At 31.6% G+C, this 24,449-nt stretch carries 24 protein-coding genes and 1 riboswitch; of the genes, 14 read left to right on the top strand and 10 right to left on the bottom strand.

The annotated features are described in order from the left end of the window. Window positions 1–36 precede the first annotated feature (36 nt). The 6 genes from LO744_RS09740 to LO744_RS09715 form a co-directional block, all read right to left on the bottom strand. Entirely contained in the window at window positions 37–453 is a 417-nt protein-coding gene (locus LO744_RS09740; RefSeq protein ID WP_074228878.1) for a nucleoside-diphosphate kinase, read from the bottom strand. Window positions 454–784: 331 nt separating this feature from the next. Next, window positions 785–1,711 carry a ribosome small subunit-dependent GTPase A gene (rsgA, locus tag LO744_RS09735; protein ID WP_230668963.1) on the bottom strand — a complete coding sequence of 309 codons (927 nt, stop codon included), beginning with the start codon at window positions 1,709–1,711 and terminating at the stop codon, window positions 785–787. 103 nt (window positions 1,712–1,814) lie between these two features. Beyond that, window positions 1,815–2,894: a chorismate mutase gene (locus LO744_RS09730; protein WP_230668962.1), complete on the bottom strand. Its 1,080-nt coding sequence runs from the start codon at window positions 2,892–2,894 to the stop codon at window positions 1,815–1,817. A 358-nt stretch (window positions 2,895–3,252) separates the two neighbouring features. Beyond that, the gene (locus tag LO744_RS09725) at window positions 3,253–3,741 is read right to left on the bottom strand and encodes a hypothetical protein (protein ID WP_230668960.1); all 489 of its coding nucleotides are present in this window, start codon (window positions 3,739–3,741) and stop codon (window positions 3,253–3,255) included. A 134-nt stretch (window positions 3,742–3,875) separates the two neighbouring features. Then, window positions 3,876–4,961: a DNA polymerase III subunit gamma/tau gene (gene dnaX, locus LO744_RS09720; protein WP_230668958.1), complete on the bottom strand. Its 1,086-nt coding sequence runs from the start codon at window positions 4,959–4,961 to the stop codon at window positions 3,876–3,878. Between the two features lie 88 nt (window positions 4,962–5,049). Continuing rightward, entirely contained in the window at window positions 5,050–5,673 is a 624-nt protein-coding gene (locus LO744_RS09715) for a TetR/AcrR family transcriptional regulator (protein ID WP_230668956.1), read from the bottom strand. 664 nt (window positions 5,674–6,337) lie between these two features. On the opposite strand from LO744_RS09715, the gene LO744_RS09710 reads away from it, so the two are divergent. Then, the gene (locus LO744_RS09710; RefSeq protein WP_230668954.1) at window positions 6,338–7,063 is read left to right on the top strand and encodes an MBL fold metallo-hydrolase; all 726 of its coding nucleotides are present in this window, start codon (window positions 6,338–6,340) and stop codon (window positions 7,061–7,063) included. A 63-nt stretch (window positions 7,064–7,126) separates the two neighbouring features. Here the strand turns inward: LO744_RS09710 and LO744_RS09705 are convergent, their stop codons facing one another. Continuing rightward, entirely contained in the window at window positions 7,127–8,071 is a 945-nt protein-coding gene (locus LO744_RS09705) for an aldo/keto reductase (protein ID WP_230668953.1), read from the bottom strand. A 181-nt stretch (window positions 8,072–8,252) separates the two neighbouring features. Continuing rightward, window positions 8,253–8,319, top strand: a riboswitch (Fluoride riboswitch). Between the two features lie 27 nt (window positions 8,320–8,346). On the opposite strand from LO744_RS09705, the gene LO744_RS09700 reads away from it, so the two are divergent. After that, the gene (locus LO744_RS09700) at window positions 8,347–9,642 is read left to right on the top strand and encodes a voltage-gated chloride channel family protein (RefSeq protein WP_230668951.1); all 1,296 of its coding nucleotides are present in this window, start codon (window positions 8,347–8,349) and stop codon (window positions 9,640–9,642) included. Window positions 9,643–10,042: 400 nt separating this feature from the next. On the opposite strand, the gene LO744_RS09695 is transcribed toward LO744_RS09700, so the two are convergent. Beyond that, window positions 10,043–11,851, bottom strand: a complete 1,809-nt coding sequence (locus LO744_RS09695; protein ID WP_230668949.1) for a hypothetical protein — start codon at window positions 11,849–11,851, stop codon at window positions 10,043–10,045. A 354-nt stretch (window positions 11,852–12,205) separates the two neighbouring features. On the opposite strand from LO744_RS09695, the gene LO744_RS09690 reads away from it, so the two are divergent. The 9 genes from LO744_RS09690 to LO744_RS09650 all read left to right on the top strand — a co-directional run bounded on the left by LO744_RS09690 (window position 12,206) and on the right by LO744_RS09650 (window position 20,476). After that, window positions 12,206–13,579, top strand: coding sequence for a tetratricopeptide repeat protein (locus tag LO744_RS09690; RefSeq protein ID WP_230668948.1), 1,374 nt, complete (start codon window positions 12,206–12,208; stop codon window positions 13,577–13,579). Window positions 13,580–14,018: 439 nt separating this feature from the next. Next, window positions 14,019–14,687 (top strand): MarR family winged helix-turn-helix transcriptional regulator, encoded by a 669-nt coding sequence (locus LO744_RS09685; protein WP_230668946.1) that lies wholly within the window; start codon window positions 14,019–14,021, stop codon window positions 14,685–14,687. A 2-nt stretch (window positions 14,688–14,689) separates the two neighbouring features. Next, window positions 14,690–16,156 (top strand): phytoene desaturase family protein, encoded by a 1,467-nt coding sequence (locus LO744_RS09680; RefSeq protein ID WP_230668944.1) that lies wholly within the window; start codon window positions 14,690–14,692, stop codon window positions 16,154–16,156. Between the two features lie 8 nt (window positions 16,157–16,164). Then, window positions 16,165–17,001 (top strand): phytoene/squalene synthase family protein, encoded by an 837-nt coding sequence (locus LO744_RS09675; RefSeq protein WP_230668942.1) that lies wholly within the window; start codon window positions 16,165–16,167, stop codon window positions 16,999–17,001. Window positions 17,002–17,020: 19 nt separating this feature from the next. Continuing rightward, window positions 17,021–17,482, top strand: a complete 462-nt coding sequence (locus LO744_RS09670; RefSeq protein WP_230668940.1) for an SRPBCC family protein — start codon at window positions 17,021–17,023, stop codon at window positions 17,480–17,482. Window position 17,483: 1 nt separating this feature from the next. After that, a complete protein-coding gene (locus tag LO744_RS09665) occupies window positions 17,484–17,942 on the top strand; it encodes a sterol desaturase family protein (protein ID WP_230668938.1) in 459 nt (152 codons plus the stop codon). Next, window positions 17,942–18,634, top strand: a complete 693-nt coding sequence (locus LO744_RS09660) for a lycopene cyclase domain-containing protein (RefSeq protein WP_230668936.1) — start codon at window positions 17,942–17,944, stop codon at window positions 18,632–18,634. Before LO744_RS09665 ends, LO744_RS09660 begins: the two co-directional genes overlap by 1 nt. Further along, on the top strand, window positions 18,621–19,910 hold the full coding sequence (locus LO744_RS09655) for a cryptochrome/photolyase family protein (RefSeq protein WP_230668934.1): 1,290 nt from the start codon (window positions 18,621–18,623) through the stop codon (window positions 19,908–19,910). Before LO744_RS09660 ends, LO744_RS09655 begins: the two co-directional genes overlap by 14 nt. A 146-nt stretch (window positions 19,911–20,056) precedes the next feature. Further along, window positions 20,057–20,476: a hypothetical protein gene (locus LO744_RS09650; RefSeq protein WP_230668932.1), complete on the top strand. Its 420-nt coding sequence runs from the start codon at window positions 20,057–20,059 to the stop codon at window positions 20,474–20,476. Window positions 20,477–20,535: 59 nt separating this feature from the next. Here the strand turns inward: LO744_RS09650 and LO744_RS09645 are convergent, their stop codons facing one another. Beyond that, the gene (locus LO744_RS09645) at window positions 20,536–21,243 is read right to left on the bottom strand and encodes a DUF421 domain-containing protein (RefSeq protein ID WP_230668930.1); all 708 of its coding nucleotides are present in this window, start codon (window positions 21,241–21,243) and stop codon (window positions 20,536–20,538) included. Between the two features lie 110 nt (window positions 21,244–21,353). On the opposite strand from LO744_RS09645, the gene LO744_RS09640 reads away from it, so the two are divergent. Next, window positions 21,354–21,791: a hypothetical protein gene (locus LO744_RS09640; RefSeq protein WP_230668928.1), complete on the top strand. Its 438-nt coding sequence runs from the start codon at window positions 21,354–21,356 to the stop codon at window positions 21,789–21,791. Between the two features lie 3 nt (window positions 21,792–21,794). Here LO744_RS09640 and LO744_RS09635 read toward each other — a convergent pair whose 3' ends face one another. Beyond that, window positions 21,795–22,121, bottom strand: coding sequence for a hypothetical protein (locus tag LO744_RS09635; RefSeq protein ID WP_230668926.1), 327 nt, complete (start codon window positions 22,119–22,121; stop codon window positions 21,795–21,797). A 358-nt stretch (window positions 22,122–22,479) separates the two neighbouring features. On the opposite strand from LO744_RS09635, the gene LO744_RS09630 reads away from it, so the two are divergent. Then, complete coding sequence (locus LO744_RS09630; protein ID WP_230668924.1) at window positions 22,480–23,958, top strand: ankyrin repeat domain-containing protein; 1,479 nt, start codon at window positions 22,480–22,482, stop codon at window positions 23,956–23,958. A gap of 5 nt (window positions 23,959–23,963) precedes the next feature. Then, window positions 23,964–24,449, top strand: coding sequence for a DUF2271 domain-containing protein (locus LO744_RS09625; protein ID WP_230668922.1), 486 nt, complete (start codon window positions 23,964–23,966; stop codon window positions 24,447–24,449).

The raw sequence follows: 24,449 nt of genomic DNA, 5'->3' as shown, positions 1-24,449 counted from the left end.
GGAATAATTTCCGGATTTTTTTTCGTAAAGTTTTAATTAAAAAATCTCTCTTCCTGAAAAATGGAATTGAGCTTCAATTAATGCATTTTCGTTAGAATCAGAACCATGTACTGCATTCTCTCCAATGCTTCTAGCAAACATTTTTCTGATAGTTCCTTCTGCTGCTTCAGCAGGATTAGTAGCACCAATTAAAGTTCTGAAATCTTCAACTGCATTGTCTTTTTCCAAAACTGCTGCAACGATAGGCCCAGAGCTCATAAAATCAACCAATTCACCGTAAAAAGGTCTTTCTGCGTGTACTTCATAGAATTTTTTTGCATCAGCAACAGTAAGTTGAGTTAATTTCAACGCTTTGATTTTAAATCCACCTTCTGAAATTTTTCCTAGAATAGCACCAATATGACCGTCAGCAACTGCATCTGGCTTAATCATTGTAAATGTAATGTTTGACATAAGTAAATATTTTTTTAATGGCGCAAAATTACAAAAAATATCCAAAATATAATTTTAATTTAATTTTAACATTAAATAACTTTCAATAAAAAATTTAAAAAACATTTTTGGCACGGTTATTGTTATTATTAATTCGATTCTCATGTTTAATTTGAGTTTTCATGGTTATTAGTTTTTACCCAGCTTCGGCTGGGTTTTTTATTTACATTAAAAGGCTAATTTAATTATATAATTCGCAATTGTAAAACAATATATAAATAGGCACAACAAATTATTGCTTCAAAATGAACTAAAGCAATAATTGAAATTTTAAAAATAAGATAAGAATTACTTAGTTTCGAGCGTTTTCTTCCGCTTCATCCATAAGCTTAACGTAGGTAGAATATCTTGTAGTTTGAATTTCGCCAGTTTCTAAAGATTCCAAGACTGCACACTTTGGCTCATTCACATGAAGACAGTTGTGATATTTACACTCTTCTCTCTTTTTGAATATCTCAGGAAAATAATGTTGCACTTCTTCTTTTTCAATATCAATCATGGCAAATTCACGTACACCAGGGGTATCAATTACGTTTCCGCCAAAATCCCAAAAGTGCATTTGCGCAAAAGTAGTAGTATGCTTTCCTTTTAAATGAGTATCAGAAATTTCAGATGTTCTCAAATTAAGATTCGGCTGCATTGCATTTACCAATGTAGACTTTCCACAACCAGAATGCCCGAAAAACACTGAGGTTTTATCTTTCAGTAACTCAACAAGACTATCCAAATTAAGTTTAGAGTAAGAAGATATTTCCAAAGAATTATATCCAATTTCGTTATATAAAAATTCGATGTCTTTTACAATTTCAGACTCTTCTTCTGCCAAAACGTCCATTTTATTAAACAAAATAAGCGGTTTAATGTTGTACGCTTCACAGCAAGCAAGAAATCGGTCAAGAAAACCGAGAGAAGTCTCAGGATGCTTTAATGTAAAAATAAAACACGCCAAATCAATGTTTGACGCAATAATGTGCGCTTCTTTTGAAAGATTTACTGATTTTCGGATGAGATAATTTCTGCGGGGTTCAATTTTGGTAATCCATGCCACATCGTCTTGTTCCAATTGAAATTCAACAAAATCACCAACGGCCAAGGGATTTGTAAGTCTGGTTTTTATTAGTTTAAACTTTCCACGAATTCTCGCTTCAAAAATTTTTCCGGTTTCCGTTTCCAAAACCTGATACCAGCTTCCTGTAGATTTAATGATTTTTCCTTTCATACGATAAGTGCAAATATAAGGAATTAGGTTTTAGATAATAGGATTTAGTTATGTCAGATTACTGAATCATACATTCTAAACCCTATCACCTTTTTTAACCAATTTATTTATTAATCATAATACTGTTTTGTACCTCAATAGACTCTTCATGAATTGCCTTGAAAACTTTTTCAATAAAATCTTGCGACATTCCTGTCTCTGAAGCTTTTTGAGCAGCATATTCAGTAATTACTTTCCAACGGTCTGGCTGGAAAATGGCAATATCATTTTCTTTTTTCAGTTTTCCGATTTTGGCAGAAATTTTCATTCTTTGAGAAAGCAATTCAATCACTTGAAAATCCAAATCAGAAATTAAAGTTCTGTGTCTTCCCATTTCATCGTCAAAACCTGCTAAACCGGTATTTCTAACTTTAAGATTAGCAATCATTTCACCTAAAACTTCCGGCGTAATCTGCTGCGAAGCATCACTCCACGCTTCATCAGGATTACAATGCGATTCAATAATAGCACCCTGGTAACCGACATTCAGGGCTTCCTGAGTGATACCTGCCAATCCGGTACGATTTCCACAAATATGTGAAGGGTCAATCAATATAGGGACATTAGGAAACTGACTTTTAAAGTCTAAAGCAATCTGCCAGTTTGGATTATTTCTGTATTTTGTTTTTTGGTATGTAGAAAAACCTCTGTGAATCGCACCTAAGTTTTTAATATCCTGACCTAAAAGCCTTTCTAAAGCACCAATCCATAAAGCTAAATCGGGGTTTACAGGATTTTTAACCAAAACTATTTTCTCAGTTCCTTTTAAAGCTTCTGCAATTTCCTGAACGGTAAAAGGATTTACTGTAGAACGTGCGCCAATCCATAAAATATCAACATCTGCTTTCAATGCAGCATCTACATGATGAGCGTTGGCAACTTCTGTCGCTGTTTTGAAACCGTATTCTTCCTTTACTTTTTTTAGCCAGTTTAAACCAATTACCCCAACTCCCTCAAAACCATTAGGTTTCGTTCTCGGCTTCCAAATTCCTGCACGGAAAATAGGAACCTGCGCATTGGTTTCTTTAATTCTTTTGGCCGTTTCGAGCATCTGTTGCTCGCTTTCTGCACTGCAAGGTCCTGCAATAATGAGTGGCTGTGGAAACTGGTTAATCCAGCTATTTTCCAAATCTCTTAAATTCATATTGTTTTATATTTATATTTATATTTTAAAATTAGAGTCAATAGTATATTTATTATAAAGTTACTTTATAATTCTTTCAAAAAAATGTCGTACAAAAATTGTTGTGAAATCAGGAATCTAAGATTGAGTCCTTATATTTTTTAAGAAAGAAATTAAATTAGCTATACCAATAAAATCGATAATAACTTCTGAAATTTCTATAATAAAATGTAGCAAAAGAAAGATAACTGCTTAAGAAATAAGCAGGTGTAAAACTGATTGTTTGAGTAAAATCAGGTGTATATGTAAATTTGGAATGTTCCAATTTTTATACTGTATTTATCTTTGTCTTTGTAAATATTCAGCAAATATATAAAAATTATGATAAATCAAACCTCATTAAATCATCTAAATCTTTTAAAAGAGGATTCATCTCAACAAATTTCTCAAAGATTTTCTTTTTCGTCATGATTTCAATCTTAAGGTTTTCGTGGTCTTTATTAAATTCAAAAACGATAGAATGGTTGCTTACTTTATGTTTAAAATGATTAAAAAACTCAATACTTATTTTATCAAATTCTACTTTTGCAGAGTCTGACGGATAAGAAATTTGGATAACTTTTTCATCCTTTTTATGAAGCTTAAAAGCTTTTATAGCATTAAAAATAACCGGATCTTTGGTACGGAGTTGTTTCAAAAGTTCAGTCCACTCATTCTGAACATCGGTTTCGGTAAAGTGATGCTCTGGAAGGTTATCGGTATTAATGACAACTGCTTTTTCAGCTTCTTCAGTAGATTTTTCTTCTTTATTTAAGAAAGAATTAATGCTAAATCCTGATGAGATATTAGGCTTTGATAAAGGCTTCAAAGCTTTAGCAACAGGCTGTGAAGGTTGCTCAGGCGTTGCTTGAGGTTGAGGCTTTACTTCAACTTCTGGTTTCTTTTCAAGAGTTTGGGTAGGTAATTTAACTTCCTGTTTCTCCTGAAGGAATGGAGCTAGTATTAAGAACTTTTTTTTTTAGCTATTTCGCCAGGGGCTGAAAGAGAAGATAATTGCATTAAAGCAATTTCTACAGTAAGTCTAGGATTTTTTGAATTTTTATAATTGATATCTGCATGATTGCAAATTTCTATTCCATCGATGAGATTTTGAGGACTCCATTTTTGCCCTTGCTCCACAAACTTCACTTTAGTCTGCTCTCCTACTTCAATTAAATCTATCGTTGAAGAATTTTGAGCCATCATCAAATCTCGGAAATGATTTCCAAGTCCGGCAATAAATAAATGAGGATCGAAACCTTTTTTTACAATTTCATTAAAAGCAAAAAGTATTTCGGGAATTTTATTTTCTTTAGCAAAATCAACAATTTTTAAATATTGATCATAATCTAAAATATTGAGAACTTCTGCAGCTTTCGCAAGAGTAATATTCTTTTGAGAAAAGGTAGAAAGCCTGTCAAAAATCGAAAGAGCATCTCTTAATGCACCATCTGCCTTTTGTGCAATCAGATACAATGCATCATCTTCGTACTTTACATTTTCTTTTTCAGCAATACCTTTCAGATGATTCTGAATGTCAAGAATGGTAATTCTTTTAAAATCATAAATTTGACAACGCGATAAAATAGTGGGTATAATTTTATGCTTTTCGGTCGTTGCCAAGATAAAAATAGCATGAGCAGGTGGCTCTTCTAAAGTTTTAAGAAAAGCATTAAATGCAGCAGAAGACAACATGTGAACCTCATCAATAATATACACTTTGTACTGACCAACCTGAGGTGCAAAACGCACCTGATCTATCAATTCACGAATATCATCAACGGAGTTATTGGATGCTGCATCGAGCTCATAAATATTGTAAGCAAAACCATCTTCTGAGACAGAGCCGTCTTTTTCATTGATTTTTCTTGCTAAAATTCGGGCACATGTAGTTTTGCCTACGCCACGCGGACCGCAAAACAACAGCGCCTGTGCCAACTGGTTTTCTTCAATGGCGTGTTCTAAAGTATCTGTAATATGCGATTGTCCAACAACGGTATCAAACTGTTGAGGACGGTACTTTCTTGCAGATACTATAAAATTTTCCATTGCCCAAAAGTAAGAAATATAGTTTTAATTTAAAAATTTTAGCTTTCAAATTTTAGTAAACTCTTTGTTACTTTTGGGTAACAGAATATTATTTACTGTAAGCGTAGTCTATAATATCCACTAATGCTTTTTCAATTTTCTTTCGTCCCTCTTCAGTTTTCATTTCTATTCCGCAGAAAGTAGATCCATTATGACCTGTATAAAGGTTTAAATGATAAATTCCGGCTACTAAAATAGCAGTAATCGCTCGGTATTCTTCAGCTTTATCGCCAAAATGAGGATCGGTAATATTTTTAAAAAGCTCTTCTCCAACTTCTTCTCTTTGATCTAAAAGTTTTTTAAGAATAGGTCTGCTTTCAGACATTTCCCAAACTAAAATCTTTTGAAGTTCTTTATTCTTTTTTAGAGTTTCAAACTGGTTAAGAATTGCCAATTTAGACATTTCTTTTCCTCCATCAGACAAATCAACATCTCCTTCTGGTGCAAATTTACTCCAGTAATCCTGAGATTTAATGTATTCATCAATTAATTTGTCAGTACTTCCAAAATATTCATAGATTAGTTTTTTATCAAAACCAGCAACAGCAGCAATTTTGCTTACCATCAATCCTGAATATCCTTTAGTTTTCAAAATCTTCCCTACTGCATTGAGTAGTTTTTGTTTTGTTTTTTCTTTGTCTCTAATCGGACCTTGTACAACTTTTCTAGGCATCGTTTCAATTTATTTTGCTAAAAGCAATTAATTTAATATTTAAAAATCTTACACAACATCTAATCTTTTGTAAACAAAAGATTTAACAAGTTTGTCTAACAAATATACATCTCTTGTGTGAGAATTGTATAAGATATATTTTAATAAATACGATTTTTTTCATCATCCGGTTTTTGGTCTGCAAAAAAAACAAACAAATATTTTTAATCTTTAATTTTTTTTCAAATAAAAAGTGCAAAAATACTACATCCTAATCAAATAATAATCACATAATAATATTATTTTTTTAATCATAATAATCAAACATTATCATATGAATAAATTTAATACCATTTAAGTAAAATAATTACAACAATGGTATTATAATACATATAATATTACCAATTGAAAACACTTAATATCCTTAATTAAAATTACAATTTTTTTTAATATCAAACTATAAATCCTCAAAAGATATTTATAATTTTTTCTACCGCATTCCCTGCACTGTTGCACATTTGATACCAACTTCAATTTTCAAAGTAATTTCCGGTTTACAAGTTTATTTTTTTTGTGTACAGAATATTATCGGTCATTTTTATTTTCATAATTATCACGAAATGTATCTTTGCAACTGTAAACTGAATTTATTATTAAAAAAAATCAGTACATAATTTAAACTTAAATGAAAATCATCCCTCTAAAAGAAGGCAATTTTGTCGCCGACAAGTTTAAAAACTTTAAAATTCTTGAAGAAAATCCAGAAGCCAAAGGAGTAAAGATGTCTATTCAGCCATTTTTAATCATTACACAAAACGATTATATCCTTGTCGATACAGGCTTCGGTTGGAAAAACCCGGAGCACAAAATGGTTATAAATAAAATTTTACAAGAAGAAAATATTCTGAACAGCCAAATCACAAAAGTTCTCCTATCCCACTTGCATAAAGACCACATTAATGGAACTTTATTGAAAACAAAGCATGGATTTGAGCCAAATTTCCCGAATGCTAAAATTTACATTCAGAAAAGAGAGCTTGATTTTGCTTTTCAAAACCGAGGAAACCCATCGTTTGATTTTGAGATTTTAGAAGCACTCATTCAACAACCCAATATTATTTGGATGGAAGATGATCAAGGAAAAATAAATGATGAAATTTATTATGAAGTTGTGGGTGGCCACAGTCCTTTCATGCAGATTTTTAAAATTACAGAAAATAATGAAACGGCTTTTTATGGTGCCGATGATCTTCCACAGGAGTCTTATTTAAAATATCATGTAGCTTACAAAAGTGATTTTGATGGTAAAAAAGCGATGCAACTTCGGATAGAATGGCAAAAAGAAGCTATTGAAAACAACTGGAAAGTTCTTCTTTATCACGATCTTGAAAAAAGCATTCTGCAGTTTTAGCTTTTCATAAAAAATCTCCTGCAAAAATAATCACAGGAGATTTTTTTGGATAAGCAAGATTAATTATTGACTTACTGTATTTAAAAGTTCAATATCTTCAGAACTTAATTTCAGTTCAGGAGCAGCAAATAAAGTTTTCAGTTGAGATTCGCTGGTTGCGCTTACAATAGGAGCCGTTACTAAAGGATTTGCCAAAAGCCACGCTAGAGCCACAGAAGCTTGAGTAGTTTCTAATCTTATACTGATTTCATCTAAAGCTTTTAAAACATGAAGACCTTTTTCATCTAAATATTTCCTTACACCTTCTCCCCTTGCACTTTTCTTTAAATCTTCTTCATTACGATATTTCCCTGTAAGAAAACCTGATGCTAAAGACCAATAGGTAAAAACACTCAGATCATATTCTTTTACCAAATCTGCATATTGAGATTCGAATTTTTCTCTTTCCAGTAAATTATAATGCGGCTGTAGTGCAACATACTTCGGGAGATTATTTTTTTCAGCAACATCAAAAGATTCTTTCAATCTTTCAGGCGAAAGGTTTGATGCAGCAATATATCTTACTTTCCCAGCTTTTATAATTTCATCATAGGCTTCTAAAGTTTCTTCAACCGGAGTTTTTTGATCATCAAAATGCGTGTAATAAAGATCGATATGATCGGTCTGAAGTCGGGCTAAAGATTCATCTACAGATTTCAGAATATGTTTCTTGCTGATGTCAAAGCCATGCTCTTTTGTTTCGGAACCAACTTTTGTAGCAATCACCAAATCATTTCGGTTATTTCTCTCTTTCATCCATTTTCCGATGATTTCTTCAGACTGACCGCCTTTTCCGTTAACCCACCACGAATAGGTATCGGCTGTATCAATAAAATTAAATCCTCCAGCGGTAAACTGATCTAGAATATCAAAAGATTTCTTTTCATCTAAAGTCCATCCAAAAACATTTCCTCCAAAATTTACCGGCGCTATCAAAAGATCGGTATTTTTTATTTTTATTTTTTCCATAAAATAGATTTATATCATTTAAAAAAGTAGAGCTAATTTATGAAACAACCTTCGTAAAAAGGCTCTGGAATTTAGTTTTAATAAAAATTTAACCCATAGAAAATTTCGATTAAAAAATGTTTAAACTCAATCTTACCATCAAATTATTAGTGAATAAAATTTTTGTCTTACATTTGTTCTTTCGAATAAAGGAAATGGTGTCTTCCTTACCCAACCGCATTAAAAAAGCTGATGGCGCCTGATTAGTTGAATGTCTCACATTTAATCAGGTTAGTATGTTTAAAAAAAGTAAAAAATCAGTTTTTAGAATCCTCCTTATTTTAATCCGTTTATTGTTTAGAAAATATCCTTTTGTATTTTTTATAGTAAAATGGCTTTTTATCACTTCAATCATCGGGATTTGTATTGGGGCTGCTTCTGCTTTTTTCTTACAAACTTTAGAATGGGCAACGCAATTCAGAGAAAACCATTTATGGATTATTATTTTTTTACCATTGGGAGGTTTTTTAATTGGTCTACTTTATCACTATTTCGGAAAAGATGTTGAAGCGGGAAATAATTTATTACTAGAAAACATCCACCAACCATCAAAGACTATTCCCTTCAAGATGGCGCCTTTTGTATATTTAGGAACGATGATGACTCATCTTTTTGGAGGCTCTGCAGGGCGTGAAGGAACAGCTTTACAAATGGCAGCATCAATTGCTGATCAGTTTTCAAAACCATTAAAACTTTCAAAAGATGAAAGGAGAATTTTAATCATCTCTGCAATTGCCGCAGGCTTTGGTTCGGTTTTCGGAACACCTTTAGCCGGAGCGATTTTCGGATTAGAAGTTTCTCTTACAGGAAAAATTAAATACAAAGCCTTATTTCCTGCAATTTCCGCATCGCTAATTGCAGATTGGGTTACAAAATCCCTGAATACACACCATACTCATTATCTTATCAATTTTGTGCCTTCTATTTCTTTTCTAAACATTTTATATGCTGTAGCTGCTGGTCTTTTTTTCGGAATCTGTGCTGCACTATTCAGTAAAATTATTCATAAAACAGGTAACCTTTTTAAATCTAAAATCTCTTATCCTCCATTTAGACCTTTAATAGGAGGAATTATTGTTTTATTATCGGTCTGGTTAATGGGAACCTCAAAATATATCGGTTTAGGAATTCCCACAATTCTAGATTCTTTTTCAGAAGAGCTTCCGGCTTATGATTTTGCGTTAAAAGCGATTATTACCATTATTACTTTGGCTTCAGGCTTTAAAGGTGGTGAAGTAACTCCCTTATTTTTCATTGGAGCAACTTTAGGAAATGCTTTGGGATATTTCATCCCTTTACCGTTAGCACTTTTAGCAGGAATGGGTTTTGTGGCCGTTTTTGCCGGAGCTACCAATACACCGATTGCTTGTAGCATTATGGCAATAGAATTATTTGGATACGAATGCGCAGTGTATGTCATTATCGCATGTGTTGTTTCCTATCTGTTGTCCGGGCAAAACAGTATTTATAAAAGTCAAATTCTTGGCAAGTCTAAGCACAAAAGATATTGGAAAAAGGAGGAGTATCTTTAAAATATCTAAAAGCAAGTTTAGTATTTTACATTTTTTAACCATAAAAGAATCAAAATACTTTTTGACATCTACTCATTCTCCTTGTACATTCATCTATCCTATCTGTACCCATTACAAAATCATCTGTTTGTTGTGTAAATACATTTGCACTATCACAAACTCAACTGTACACTTCGCAATAGAAGCTGGTCGCCCTGTAAATTTATCTGTCTGTTCTGCAAATACATCTGACCTCTTCGCAAACTCAACTGTTCACTGTGCAAATCTATCTGTAGGTTGCGCAAATGCATCTGGCTTTATCGCAAACTTAGTTGTATACTTCGCAATGCTATCTGCCTGCTATAATAACCCAATAGAAACTAAGGCCGAAATTAATAAGTTCCGGCCTTAGAGGTAAAGTTTATTTTTGTAATTCTGGAATTACAATTTCATCTAAATTCATTTTAAAATCTTCTAACTGTCTTTGTATCTTATTTTTATCAGTCACAAAAAAAGAAGTGGTCTTAAAAAGAGTTTCATAATACGCTATTCCTTCAAAAAGATTAGCTTTAAAAGCTTTCCATTTTTTGATTTGAGAATTAGTGAGTTCTGCTGAGAAATCTGCAATCTCCTTACTTAGATGCTCAACATACATTTTTAGTTCATTAATAAACATATTCGATCGCTCGGCGTCAGGAAGAATATTTCCATTGCCGTAAATATGCTTTATCATTTCTGAAAGAGAAACTTCTTTATCAAAATAGGCTAAATTCGGTCCAGGGCAAACAACAACCCCTTGCTTTTCGCCTTTTATTTCAATTCCTTGTTCTAGATAGGCTGAATTTACCAAACCTACACACAAACATGCTTTATCGGTAATTTTCTTTTTTTCAGATTCAAATTGCTTCTGAGTAATTTCACTTTTTACAGCTTCAAGATCTTTCAGTTTAATATCCTGATATTTTTTTGAGGCAGTACACATTCCTTTTGGAGAATATTCTTTACTTAATGCCAATAGTTTTTTAGGACACGAGCTTCCAAATTTACTTTTTGCTTCTTTATGATGCTTCAAAATTTCATTTGAGGTTCCTTTTACCGTATTAAATGGAACTCCCAAAGGAGAAATATTGCTCAGATAATAATCATCTTGTTTTGATTTTACCAAAAGATCACGCGTTTCACGGTCTACAGATGTCGCCTCAGGAACCAGTAAAAATGGTGATCCCCAACCTACACTGTCAACCTGATAGTTTTCAATCAAAAAATCGTGTTCTTCAGAAGTTCCTACTCCGCCTTGAACCGTAATTTTCATTTCTAATGGCTCATTAGGAATATATTTTCCTTTCTGCTCAAGCGCTTTAATCATTAAAGAATGTGCAGAAGAAATCAATTCATCTTTCTTTACCCTAAATTCTTCCATAATTGGACCCAGCAACAAACCTTCTGTCGCAAAAGCATGACCGCCACAATTAAGTCCAGATTCAACTCTATATTCTGAAACCCAGAGTCCTTTTTTAGCTAAAAAATTCCCCTGAATCATTGCAGAACGGAAATCGCTTACTTTAAGAATGATTTTCTTTTTGATATAATTGTTTGAGCCTGGGAAGAAGTCATTAAACTCTTCAATATAACTGTACAAACGAGGATTCATCCCTGCAGAAAGCACCATTGATGATGAAATTTTACTCTGGGCAAAACCTCTGAGAGAAGCATGTGCATCATTAAAAATTACCGGAAGCGGCTCGTTATTGCGATAGTTATCTTTATCAACTTTAGTCATGATATTGACATCAATACTTCCAGGTGTAAGATTTTTTTCAATAAAACTTTTAATGTTTGAAGCAAAAGAATCTTTCTGATTCATGATATTCTGTAAACCACATTTCAGTTCTGACGTATTAGGCAGTATGGCCATAAAATGCTTCAGAGCGTCTGTATTTTTAGAAATTTCATCTTTAAAAGATTCAAACTTTTCTGTGACGATATCATCCATCATATCGAGATAATCTGTAATTCTTTTGGCTCTGTAATCTTCCGTTTTAGAAGAGATCCCCAAATAATTAAGATTGAATTTTTTACTGTAGAAATTTTTCATTTTCTCTACAATTTCGTCATCGATGATTGATATAACTGAAGAAATTCCGTATTGTGCAACACGAATAGGGCTGTCTATCGTGTAAGATAATCCCATAACGGGAATATGAAAACTGTGTAAAGGTTTATTAATCATTATTTTAAACAATAAATTTACTTTCATATTTCTATGAAAGTGATAATGATCTGAAAACCTGTGAATTTGTATTAAATTCTTGACAAATGTAAAAATTTAAACCTCACTATGCAACAAATAATAAATGATATTTTTCTGAGTTTTGTCTCTTATGATGAATAAATTTAAAACTAATTGAACAATTAAAGAAAAACCTAAATTAACCTTTCATATTGCTAAAAATCACATTAATCTATGATTATTTTTAGCATATTTTCACTATTTTTATCTTTTAATAATATAAGAGATTTATCTATTTTAATGACTGACTTAAGAAAAGTACTATTCTTGTTTTGCCTATTTTTTAGTTTTCTAATGGTAGCACAAAATAAAGTTACTGCTAAAGAGCTGAAAACCAAAATCAGCAACAATACCAAACTTTACAAGGCTAATATCGATGAAGCATACAAAGAGCTAAACAATCTCTTGAAAGAGTCTGTTATTCTGAAAGATTCCATTTCAGAAATGAAACTTCTGGATAGAAAGTGCAGGTATTTCTACAGTAAAAATATGATGGACAGCCTGATTATTACGAGTGAAAATCTTCAGAAAAAATCTCATCAATATAAAGATGTCTATTTTGAAGCGATGTCTAATATTTATATTGCAGAAACCTACTCTATCAATAAATTTCCCGATAAAGCAATCGCCTATCTTAACTCTGCTTACAAAATCCTACAAAAAGGAGATGCAAACAGCGAAAGGATTTTCTATGCAAAAGCTAATGTACTTAGCAGTTTTGCCAATATCTATTTAGATAAAAACCAACCTAAGGAAGCTGCAAAAAAAATTTACGAGCAAATTGAAAGCGGAAAAAAATTAAAAGACAAATACGAACGTGACAATTTTCAGTATCTGAATTATGCTAATCTTGCCAATATTTATAGCCAAATAAATGCTGACTCCGCCTATCATTACGCTAAAAAATCAATTTTAATAAAACCTGGTGATATTATTGACGACAAATCGATGATTGATAATTATTCTGTCATCGGAAAAGTTTATAAGGATAAAGGAAATTACGAAAGTGCTTTAAAAAACTTCCACAAAGCTCTCTTTATCAGCAAAAAAACAGGAACAGAAATCAACACCAACCAGATTTATCATTCTCTAAAAGAAATTTATGAAATTCTACAAGTAAATGACAGTATCAATTTTTACGGAAATAAAATTGAGCAATACGAACTGAAAGCTTTGAAAAGTAAATACAATTCTTTGCAGGAAGTTATTAATAAAGATAAAAAAGAACAGGAAAACTCTCAAAATGCTTTATGGTTCTGGATTGTTCCTGCTTTAGCATCTATTGGAGTAATTAGCTTTTTCGTCTACAAAAGAAAAGGCAAAAGAACTATTGAAACTAAAAATAATAATGAGATAAAGCCGGAAATCAATCTAAGTGAAGCGTATCATGATTTGATGAAGCTTTTAGAAAAAAGAGACCCCGCTTTTATCTTTGCGTTTGAAAATATCTACCCTGATTTTTCTTCTAAACTTTTAGCAAAAAGCTCAGACTTGCAACAATCGGAAATAGAATTCTGTGCTCTTTTAAAAATGAAACTGACCACTAAAGAAATTGCTAAAATCAGTTTTATAGAAACCAGAACGGTGCAGAATAAAAAATACCGAATCAGAAAAAAACTAGACATCCCTCAGAATGTAGACATTTACCATTGGATAGACCAGATTTAAAAATGTTTCATAATTCATCATAGAGTCGATGTAACAGCTTATTTTTGAAGAATTTACTTCATGAAAATCAATTTGAAAAATGACAAACAAATGATTAAAAATTAGAAGAAATAAATCGTATATATTAAGAATTTTTAAATTTAAATGGAAATAATTTCTCTCGCGGATTTTGCTGATTAAGCAGATTGATTCCTCTGTTTTTAATCTGCTTAATCTGTATAATCTGCGAGAACTATATAAAAAATGATTAAAAAAAAATCAAAAAACCAATCATACAGAGTTTAAATTAATAAAACTTAAACAGGCTCTAAATTAAATTTAGAAGAGTAAGGCTTTGATTTTTCAAAGTCTTATTTTTTTATTTAAATATAAAATAGTTTATAAAGATGTTTTATATATTATAATAAGTACATTTGTATACTATTAAAATAATTTAGACATGAATTATAATTTAGCAAAAGATGTTATTCAACTGCTTCAACAATTCGATTCTGAAAACACAAATTCTCAATACCCTCCTGATATAGAAGGGTTTAAAAGCTGGGTTTTTCACCAGCAAAAAGACAAACCTTCACGAAAAAACATTACTTGGGAAGGCAAAGAAAGCGGAAGAAGTCCAGAAAGTATCATCAGCACACTACTCGTTCACATGAATAGGTATGCGAAAACATACTCAAAATCAGCGATTGCCGGTTCAGAATTTTCGACTCAGGAAGAATTTATCTATCTGATTAATCTGAAATCTTTCGGTGAAATGTCAAAAACTGAATTGATTAAAAAGAATATTCAGGATAAACCTGTCGGAAACCTCATCATCACTCGTCTTATCAAAAATGGCTGGGTAAAACAAGCCGATTCTAAGACAGATAAAAGAACTAAAATTATCGCAATTACTCAAAAAGGGCTGGATGCGCTTGAAAAACAAATGGCAAACATCCGAAATGCTACTAAAATCGTAAGTGGTAATCTTACTGAGGATGAAAAATATGAGTTAATTGAGCTATTAAATAAGCTTGACCATTTTCACAATCCTATTTTTGGAAGAAATATTGAGAGTGCAAATTTAATAGATACGGTTTTTAAAGAAAATTCATTTAATGATAATTAATTATGATTAAAAAAATAGCAGTTATCGGTTCAGGATTTTCAGGACTATCAGCGGCTGCTTATGCCGCAAAACAAGGTCATGAAGTTCATATTTTTGAGAAAAATAGCAGTCTTGGAGGTAGAGCAAGACAGTTTAAAACCGATAATGGTTATGTTTTTGATATGGGCCCAAGTTGGTATTGGATGTCCGATATTATTGAAGGTTTTTTTAATGATTTTTGGAAAACTTCATCAGATTATTATGAATTAGTACCATTAAATCCGCAATTTGAAATGGTTTTTTCAGATGGAATTATGGCAGTTCCACAGGATTATTCAGAAATGAGAAATCTTTTTGAAAGTATTGAAAAAGGAGCAGCCAAAAAGCTTGATGAGTTTATGGAAGATGCTCAATACAAATATGAAGTTGGGATGAAAAATTTTGTCACAAAACCTTGTCATTCATGGTTTGAATTTGTTTCGCCAACGATTGCAAAAAGTGCATTGAAGCTAGATTTATTATCAAATTTCCATCGGTTTGTAAGAAAGTATTTTTCAAATCCGAAATTGATTATGCTAATGGAATTTCCTGTAATTTTTCTTGGAGCTGCGCCAAAAGATATTCCGGCTTTGTATAGTTTGATGAATTATGGAGGTTACAAACTAGGAACTTGGTATCCTATGGGAGGCTTTTATAAAGTCATTGAAGCAATGTCTGAAATTGCCAAAGGTGAAAGTGTTCAAATACATTTAAATTCAAATGTTGATGAAATTAAAATTAAAAACGGAAATGCAGAATCAATTGTTGTCAACGGAAATGAAATAGAGTTTGACACTGTCATTGCTTCATCAGATTATCATCATACTGAAGAAAATTTAATACCCAAAGAATATAAAAATTACAGCGAAGATTACTGGAAAAAGAAAACTTTTGCACCTTCTTGCCTGATTTATTATTTAGGATTTAGTGAAAAAATTCCAAACTTAAAACATCACACTTTGTTTTTTGAAAATGATTTAGATTTACATACGTCAGAAATTTATAAAGATAAAAAATGGCCTACAAAGCCTTTGTTTTATGCGTGTTGCCCTTCCAAAACAGATAAAAATGTAGCTCCAGAAAACTGTGAAAATGTATTTCTTTTAATGCCTATCGCTACAGGAATTGAAGACAACGAAGAAACACGGGAAAAATACTTTCTCGACATGATACAAAGACTTGAAAAGCACACCAAATCTTCAAATCTTTTATCAAAAATCGACTATAAAAAAAGCTATTGCATCAGTGATTTCAAAAAAGATTACAATGCCTATCAAGGTAATGCTTATGGTTTAGCCAATACGCTGAATCAGACTGCAGTTTTAAAGCCTTCACTGAGAAATAAAAAGGTGAAAAATCTTTTTTATACAGGTCAGCTTACCGTTCCAGGACCGGGAGTTCCGCCTTCGATTATTTCAGGAAAAATAGCCGCAACCGAAGCCACTAAATAACCAAGAATATGAAAAAACTTTTCGATGAACTATCTTATAAGATAAGCAAGCAGACCACAAAACAGTACAGCACGAGTTTTTCTTTGGGGATTTTGGCACTCTCCCCGAAAATCAGGAATTCTATTTATGCCATCTACGGATATGTAAGATTGGCTGATGAAATTGTAGACAGTTTTCATGGTTTTGACCGCACTACTCTTTTGGCAAGATTTCGAGAGCAAACCAATCAGGCTTTGGAAGAGAAAATCTCTTTAAATCCTATTTTACAGGCTTTTCAGGAGACTATTCATCGATATGATATCGATGTGCAGCTTATCAATCAATTTCTCAACAGTATGGAAATGGATTTGCAGAAAATCGATTACGATTCTGAACTTTATAAAGAATATATTCTAGGTTCTGCCGAAGTTGTCGGCTTGATGTGTCTTCATATTTTCGTCGATGGAAATAAAGAAATGTACGACAAACTGAAACCTTCCGCAATGAAGCTGGGTTCGGCTTTTCAAAAAGTTAATTTCTTGCGTGATATGAAAGATGATTATCAGATTTTGGGACGAACCTATTTTCCGAATGTTGATATTTCTTACTTTGATAACGTGGTAAAAGCTCAGATTGAACAGGAAATTTACGCCGAATTTAAAGAAGCTTTAGAAGGAATAAAAAATCTTCCCAATTCATCAAGATTTGGAGTGTATTTGGCGTATCGATATTACATTTCACTTTTCAGAAAAATAAAAAAAACTTCAGCAAAAAATATAATTAATCAGAGAATCAGGATTTCAAACGGAAAGAAATTTTCTTTGATGATGAGCAGTTATGTACAATATAAAATGTCATTTCTGTAAATAATTTAAATTTTAAAATATGGTACATCAATTAAAGCGTCAACAACAACTTAACTGCGATATAAAAACTGCCTGGAAATTTTTCTCTTCAGCCAATAATCTTTCAGAAATTACACCAAAAGATATGAGTTTTGTAGTGAGAACTCAGCTTTCTAATGATGAAATCTACGAAGGAATGCTAATTGATTATTATGTTTCACCTCTTTTGGGAATTAAATTAAACTGGCAAACCGAAATTACACAGGTTAATCATCAAGAAAGCTTTACTGATTTCCAGAAAAAAGGCCCTTTTAAATTGTGGAATCATTTTCATGAATTTATTTTGAATGATAAAGGAGTGTTGATGATAGACACTATAAGTTACGAATTGCCTTTCGGGTTTTTAGGTGAAATAGCCCATAGTGCAATGGTAAAGAAAAAGTTACAAAATATTTTCGACTACCGTTTTAAAATTCTTGAAGAAACATTTAATAAAAAATAGCATGAATTTTTTAATTGTTTTAGCGACATTTTTTGTGATGGAAGGTATGACATGGCTTATTCATAAGTATATTATGCATGGCTTTTTGTGGACGCTTCATCGCGACCACCACGACCATAGCAACGAAGGAAAAATGGAAAGAAACGATTACTTTTTTGCCATTTTTGCCATCCCGACGATTGCTTTAATGTACTACGGAACAATTAATAATTTTAACATATATTTCTATATCGCCATAGGAATTACGCTATACGGAATGGCCTATTTTTTTGTTCATGATATCTTTATTCATCAGCGTTTCAATATTTTGAAGAATACTAAAAACCCGTATTTATTAGCGATTAGAAGAGGTCACAAACAACATCATAAACACACTGGAAAAGAACAAGGTGAATGTTTCGGTTTTCTTTGGGTTCCTGTAAAATATTTTAAAATGTTTTTTAATAAAAACAAAGCATAATGTGGCATTATACGTATCTATCGATTAACTTTTTTACGATTATTATCTGTTTTATTTTTTCTTTTCATCCAAAGATTAAATTTCACAGGCATTTCAAGGCATTTTTGATATCTTCAGTCATTGTTGCTGTTTTTTTTATTGCTTGGGATGTTTGGTTTACGGCAAATGGAGTTTGGTGGTTTAATGATAAATATTTAATTGGTAAACGACTTTTTGGTCTTCCGATTGAGGAATTGCTCTTTTTTATCTGCATTCCTTTTTCTTGTGTTTTCACCTATTTCTGTTTAGATAAATTCTTCAAACTCGATTGGAAACCTTCCATTGAAAAGATTTTTGTAATCATTTCAATTATTTCGTGTCTTATTTTGGCAATTCTATTTAAAGATAAAATATATTCTTTCGTTACTTTTTTAACGACTGCAATCAGTCTAATTGTTCTTTATTTTATTTTAAAGGTAAAATCGATGGGCAAAGCTTCTTTTATTTATTTAATTCTAATGCCCGGATTTTTAGCTGTTAACGGAATTCTTACAGGAACCGGACTCGATTCTCCTATCGTTAATTATAACCCAAAAGATTTTATAGGTTTCAGAATTTTAACCATTCCCATTGAAGATACGGTCTACGGATACGAAATGATTCTCTGGAATCTTTTCTTCTTTCATAAATTAAAAAAAGATGAGCAAAATTAATATATTCTGGTTTCGCAGAGACTTACGACTTCAAGATAATTTAGGTCTGAATGCTGCTTTAAAATCAGACCAAAAAGTAATTCCTATTTTTATATTTGATACTGAAATTTTAAATCAGCTTGACAACAAATCTGACCGACGAGTTGATTATATTCATCAGGCTTTAGAAGGAATTCATGAAGAATTAAAAAACTATAAATCCGGAATTAAAACCTATCAAGGAAAACCGCTTGATATTTTTAAAGAAATTATCCAAGAATTTGATATTAAAACTGTTTTCTGCAACCGTGATTACGAGCCACAAGCGATAAAACGGGACAAAGAAATTGAAGATTTTTTAAATAAAAATAATATTGAATTTAAAGATTGTAAAGACCAGGTCATTTTCGAAAAAGATGAAATTGTGAAAAGCGACGGTTTACCATACACTGTTTTTACTCCTTTTTCAAAAAAATGGAAGGAAAAATTGTACCAGACTGAAATTTATTCAACAAATATCAATTTTGAAAATTTTCATTCATTTGAATCTAAAAATATTCTCAGTTTAAAAGAAATTGGTTTTGAAAAAACAGATATAGTTTTCAATGAACCAACTTTAGATAAAAAAATCATCGAATCTTACGATAAAAACAGAGATTTTCCGGCTTTAGACCAAACAACACGGTTGGGAATTGCATTACGTTTTGGAACAATTTCGGTCAGAAAATGTGTAAAATATGCTTCAGAACACAATGAAACATGGCTTAATGAATTAATTTGGAGAGAATTTTTCATGCAGATTCTTTACCATTTTCCGAAAGTTGTTACCCAGTCTTTCAAAGAAAAATATGAGAAAATTGAGTGGCAAAATAATGAAGATGAGTTTAAACTTTGGTGTGAAGGAAAAACCGGCTACCCTATTGTAGATGCCGGAATGCGACAGCTCAACGAGACCGGATTTATGCATAATCGTGTGAGAATGGTTGTTGCTAGCTTTCTTACTAAACATTTATTAATTGATTGGAGGTGGGGCGAAGTTTATTTTGCTGAAAAACTTTTAGATTACGAACTTTCTTCCAACAACGGAAACTGGCAATGGGCTGCAGGTTGTGGTTGTGATGCAGCTCCCTATTTCAGGATTTTCAATCCGAGTGAGCAAACCAAAAAATTTGATAAAGACCAAAAATATATCAAAAAATGGCTTCCTGAAAATTATTCAGAAATTGTGCCCATGATTGATCATACTTTTGCAAGAAACAGAGCATTGGAAACGTATAAAAAGGCGGTAAAAGATTAAATAGGTTAAAAACTGAACTTCATTTTATAATTGTTACGAAAAATTCATAATAGATTGGTATTTAACATACCACACAAATAATGCAAGGCATAGTATTTGCACATACTTCTAGAGTATCTATTATTAACCGCCATACCTAAATTAAAATGAAAGTCACCGATCTAAAGATTAAAAATCTTGTTGAATATAATCATGAGATTTTTACGATTACCGAAATATACCAAAATGACAACGCTTATTTTGTTAAAATAAAAAACGATTTGCAAACGATTTCTATTCCTGCAGAAAACATCAATCCTATTCAGATTACAGAAGATTGGTTAGAAAAATTTGGTTTCCTGAAAACGTATGCTTCGGATCAGCAAATTATCCGTTACGAAAGGCCAGAATCTTTCATTAAATATGATATTGATTTGAATTCAAAAAAGATTTTTGAAGGTTTAAAAATTTACGGAAATACGATAAGATGTAAATACATACACGAGTTTCAAAATATTTTCTCTTCTCTTTTTGGCAAAGAAACGACCATCTTTATGAAAAGCTCTTTTCACAAAGCTATAGTGTAGCAACTACATCAATTAAGTTTTATATATTTTAAATTTCCCTGGTTTTATATCGGGGATTTTTACGTTATTCTTATTTTATTGCTGGCTTCAACCCAATTCTTTTTATTGCAATTTTTACAATTTCCAGCATTTCCTTCTTCTTTTATTTCTGTAAAGCCACAAAAGGTACAAGAATAATGACCTTCCTTATTGATATATTGTATTGGATAATCTAAAGAATTCAACATAATCGGCAGGCCATATTTCACCTCTTTATCTTCATTAAAGAAAACGCTTATTTCACCGGAAACTTCCTCAATAGCAAGCTCAATTTGTCCTAAATGAGAAATACCTTTCACTCTTAATTCTGCAAAAAACTCATCACTTCCTAAGTTTTCTTTTTTAAAATTAGCAATGGCAAAAACTCCGTGTTCGATTAAACAAATTGCTTTTCCTTCAAATAAGTTTTCTATTTTTTTGAATCTTCCAATCAAAAAAGTTATTGTTGAATAAAGGACGATAATCACTACAAAAACAATGATGGAAGAAACAATTCCTACTTCTTTATAAAACATAGGGTCTCCGGCTGCTGAACCTAAGCCAATAATAACGACTAATTCAAAAATCGACAATTGCTTCACTCCCCTTTTTCCTAAAACACGAAGACTTATAATAATGGTAAGAAACATGATAATAGTACGAAGCACAATTTCCATAAGAAATCCCCAATCCTCAGTTCCTAGAAATAATTCTTTCCAGTTAAAATTTAAAAAAGTAGCTAAAAACATGATTTAATTTTAGATTCAGAGATTCAAAAAATAAGCCAAGAGAAATAGCAACATCTAACCTTAAATTTTTTTTCTATAAAATATTTCTTTAACTTTAGTAAAATAAAAATATGAAAAAAATAAGCATACTAATTCTTCTATTACTATCTATTTCAGCGTTTTCACAAAAAATTCTCGCACAAGAAAAGTATATAGGAACCATTGACGGAAAAATAAATATTTCATTCTATCTAAAAATCGAAGAAACAGGCTGTCCAAATATTATTGCTTCGGGAATTTATAAATACACCGACAATAAAACAGGAAATTGGATTCTTTTAGATACTACTTTTTCAGAAAAAGCTCAACAATATACTTTTGTTGAGCATTATAATACAGGAATTATGTTGCTAAAACGTAATTCTGATAACCTTCAAGGGTTATGGATTTCTCCAGACGGAAAAAAGCAACTTAAAGTCAGTTTAAAAAAGATAAAACATTCTAAATCTGAAATTGAAAAAATGGAAGATGAACTTGAAAAAGCCAACTACAATGCTAATGATTGCTAAACATTAATGATGTCGCGTTCCTTTTTGATGATAAGAAACTTCCGTTTTTGGTAAATTAAAATTCTCATTAAGATGTTGGTTATTAAAACCTGAATCAACTTTGCTTAAGTTCTGAGAAGAGTCTAATGGAATCTGAACACGCATTTTTTTACCGTTTCTAAAAACTTCACCTTCTGATGTTCTGTACATCTGATTCTCATTATATTGACAACCATCTGGAGCGGTAAATGTTTGTTTTTTATTGTTCATGCGCTGCTTTCTCTTTTTATTTAAAAAGACTAAAATTCCACCTGCAATAATACCTAATGTGATTTTTACTGAATTTTTCATAAACTAATATTTCATCAGATAAAACAAATCTATTGCCAACCATAAAATCTGTGGTATCTCTAAACTGTTATTTAAAACTAAAAAGACTGTCAGCAAAAACTAACAGTCTTAAAAAACTTGAGTTAAAAACATAGACATGACAAATATTGGATTGATACTATCTATAAACTCAAAATTATGCATACTGAATCTAAGATTTTATGATTTAACGCATAATGATGCTGTTTGCGTTATTTATTGAATAATAATTTATGATATTAATCAACCATTAAGCTGTAAATTTTTATATAGATTTCTTTTCCGCTTCGATAGGAAAGACTAATTTTGCGTTCAATATTTAGAATAAATAAAAATAACAATGAAAAAGATATTGTATTCTGCTCTATTATTGTTTTCGGTACTAATCAGTGCTCAAAAAAACACTTTACTACAGGCAGATTTTTGGAAATCTAAACCCGATGTTGAAAAAGTAAAGCACGAAATTGCCAATGGAAATAATCCGTCTGAATTCAACGGAAATACTTTCGATGCCGTTTCTCTTTCATTGAGTAATAAAGCTCCTTTGGAAACTGTAAAATTTCTTTTAGAGCAAAAAGGAAACTCAGTAGACAAATTGACTCATGATGGTAGAATTTACCTTCACTGGGCGGCAATGGCTGGAAATCCTGAAATTATTGAATATTTTATTTCTAAAGGTTCTGATGTTAATAAATTAGATACAAAAGGATTAACTCCGCTTGCTTTTGCAGCAGTATCTGGTTTAAACGACCCAAAAGTATATGAAGCTTTTTTCAAAGCCAGTGTAAATCCAAAACATCAATATAAAAACGGAGCCAATATTTTGCTTTTAGCGATTGGAAACGACAAAGATGGTTCTTTACAAAAACTATTCACCTCAAAAGGTCTTTCTATAAAAGATGTAGATGAAACCGGAGCAACCTCTTTTGACTATGCTGCAAGTTTAGGAAATATCGAGCTTTTAAAATCATTAAAAAATCAGGGTGTAAAAGCTTCAGATAAAGCTTTGGTTAATGCTGCAACAGGAACAAGAGCAGCTACCAATCCACTTGCTGTTTATCAATATTTAATTGATGAAGTAAAATTGAATCCTTCTGCTGTCAATGCAAACGGTGCAAATGCTTTACAAATTATTGCTAAAAAAAATAATCAAAAAGAAATTATTGATTATTTATTGAGCAAAGGAGTTGATGCCAATAAAACAGACAAGGAAGGCAATAATGCTTTAATAGTTGCTTCAGGAGGAAAAGATATTGAAAATGTAAAAGCAATTTTAGCAAAAACAAAAAATATAAATGCTATAAATGCAAATGGAGAGTCTGCTTTAACTCAAGCCATCCAAAATGGTTCTGTAGAGATTGCTAAATTTTTAATTTCTAATAAAGCTGATGCCAAAATTGTTGATGCTAAAGGAAATAACTTAGCATATTATTTGATTCAGTCTTACAGACCTGGCCCACAAAGAGGTCCTGATGAGTTTTCAGAAAAATTAAATATTCTTCAATCGAATAATGTAAATGTTACGGCTCCGCAAAAAGATGGCAATACACTACTCCACTTGGCGATTGCGAAAAATGACCTTGAGCTTCTTAAAAAATTGAATACTCTTAAAATCGATATCAATTCTGTGAATAAAGAAAGTATGACTGTGCTTCATAAAGCCGTTTTAGTCGCGAAAGATGATTCAATTTTGAAATATTTGGTTTCTTTGGATGCTAATAAAACAATCAAAACAGAATTTGACGAAACAGCTTATGACCTTGCTTCAGAAAATGAAAGCTTAAAAAATAATAACGTATCAATCGACTTTTTAAAATAAATAATATGAAATATTTTAAAATTCAGGCTTTAGGAATTTTAATGACCTTATTTTGTGCAGGTTTTGCCAACGCACAAGCTTCAAAATATAAATGCATGCTTCAATTGACAAGTTATGGCGGTGAAGGTGCGTACGTTGTGGTTTCTTTGATAAATCCTAAAGGAGGATACGAAAAAACACTTTACATGATGGGGCCAGATGCAAAGTGGCACGATACTTTGAAAGAATGGTATAAATTTCAGAGCAAAAAACCTGTAAAATTAAATGCCATTACCGGAGCTTCTGTTGCAGATGGAGATAGAAATATTTCTACCTTTTCAATTGAAGATAAATATCTGAACAAAGGCTACAAAGTACGTTTTGAAACGGCTGTAGAAGACAAAAAATATAACGTTACCGATTTGGAAATTCCTTTCACTGCGGATGCTATTACCACAAAAACAGAAGGTAAAGGCGGATATATTCGTTATGTAAAAATGAATAAGCTTTAA

The organism is Chryseobacterium turcicum (genome assembly GCF_021010565.1).
GTDB classification, from domain to species: domain Bacteria; phylum Bacteroidota; class Bacteroidia; order Flavobacteriales; family Weeksellaceae; genus Chryseobacterium; species Chryseobacterium turcicum.
The sequence above is the reverse complement of the archived record's forward strand: the minus strand, read 5'-3'. Positions and strand labels throughout refer to the sequence as shown.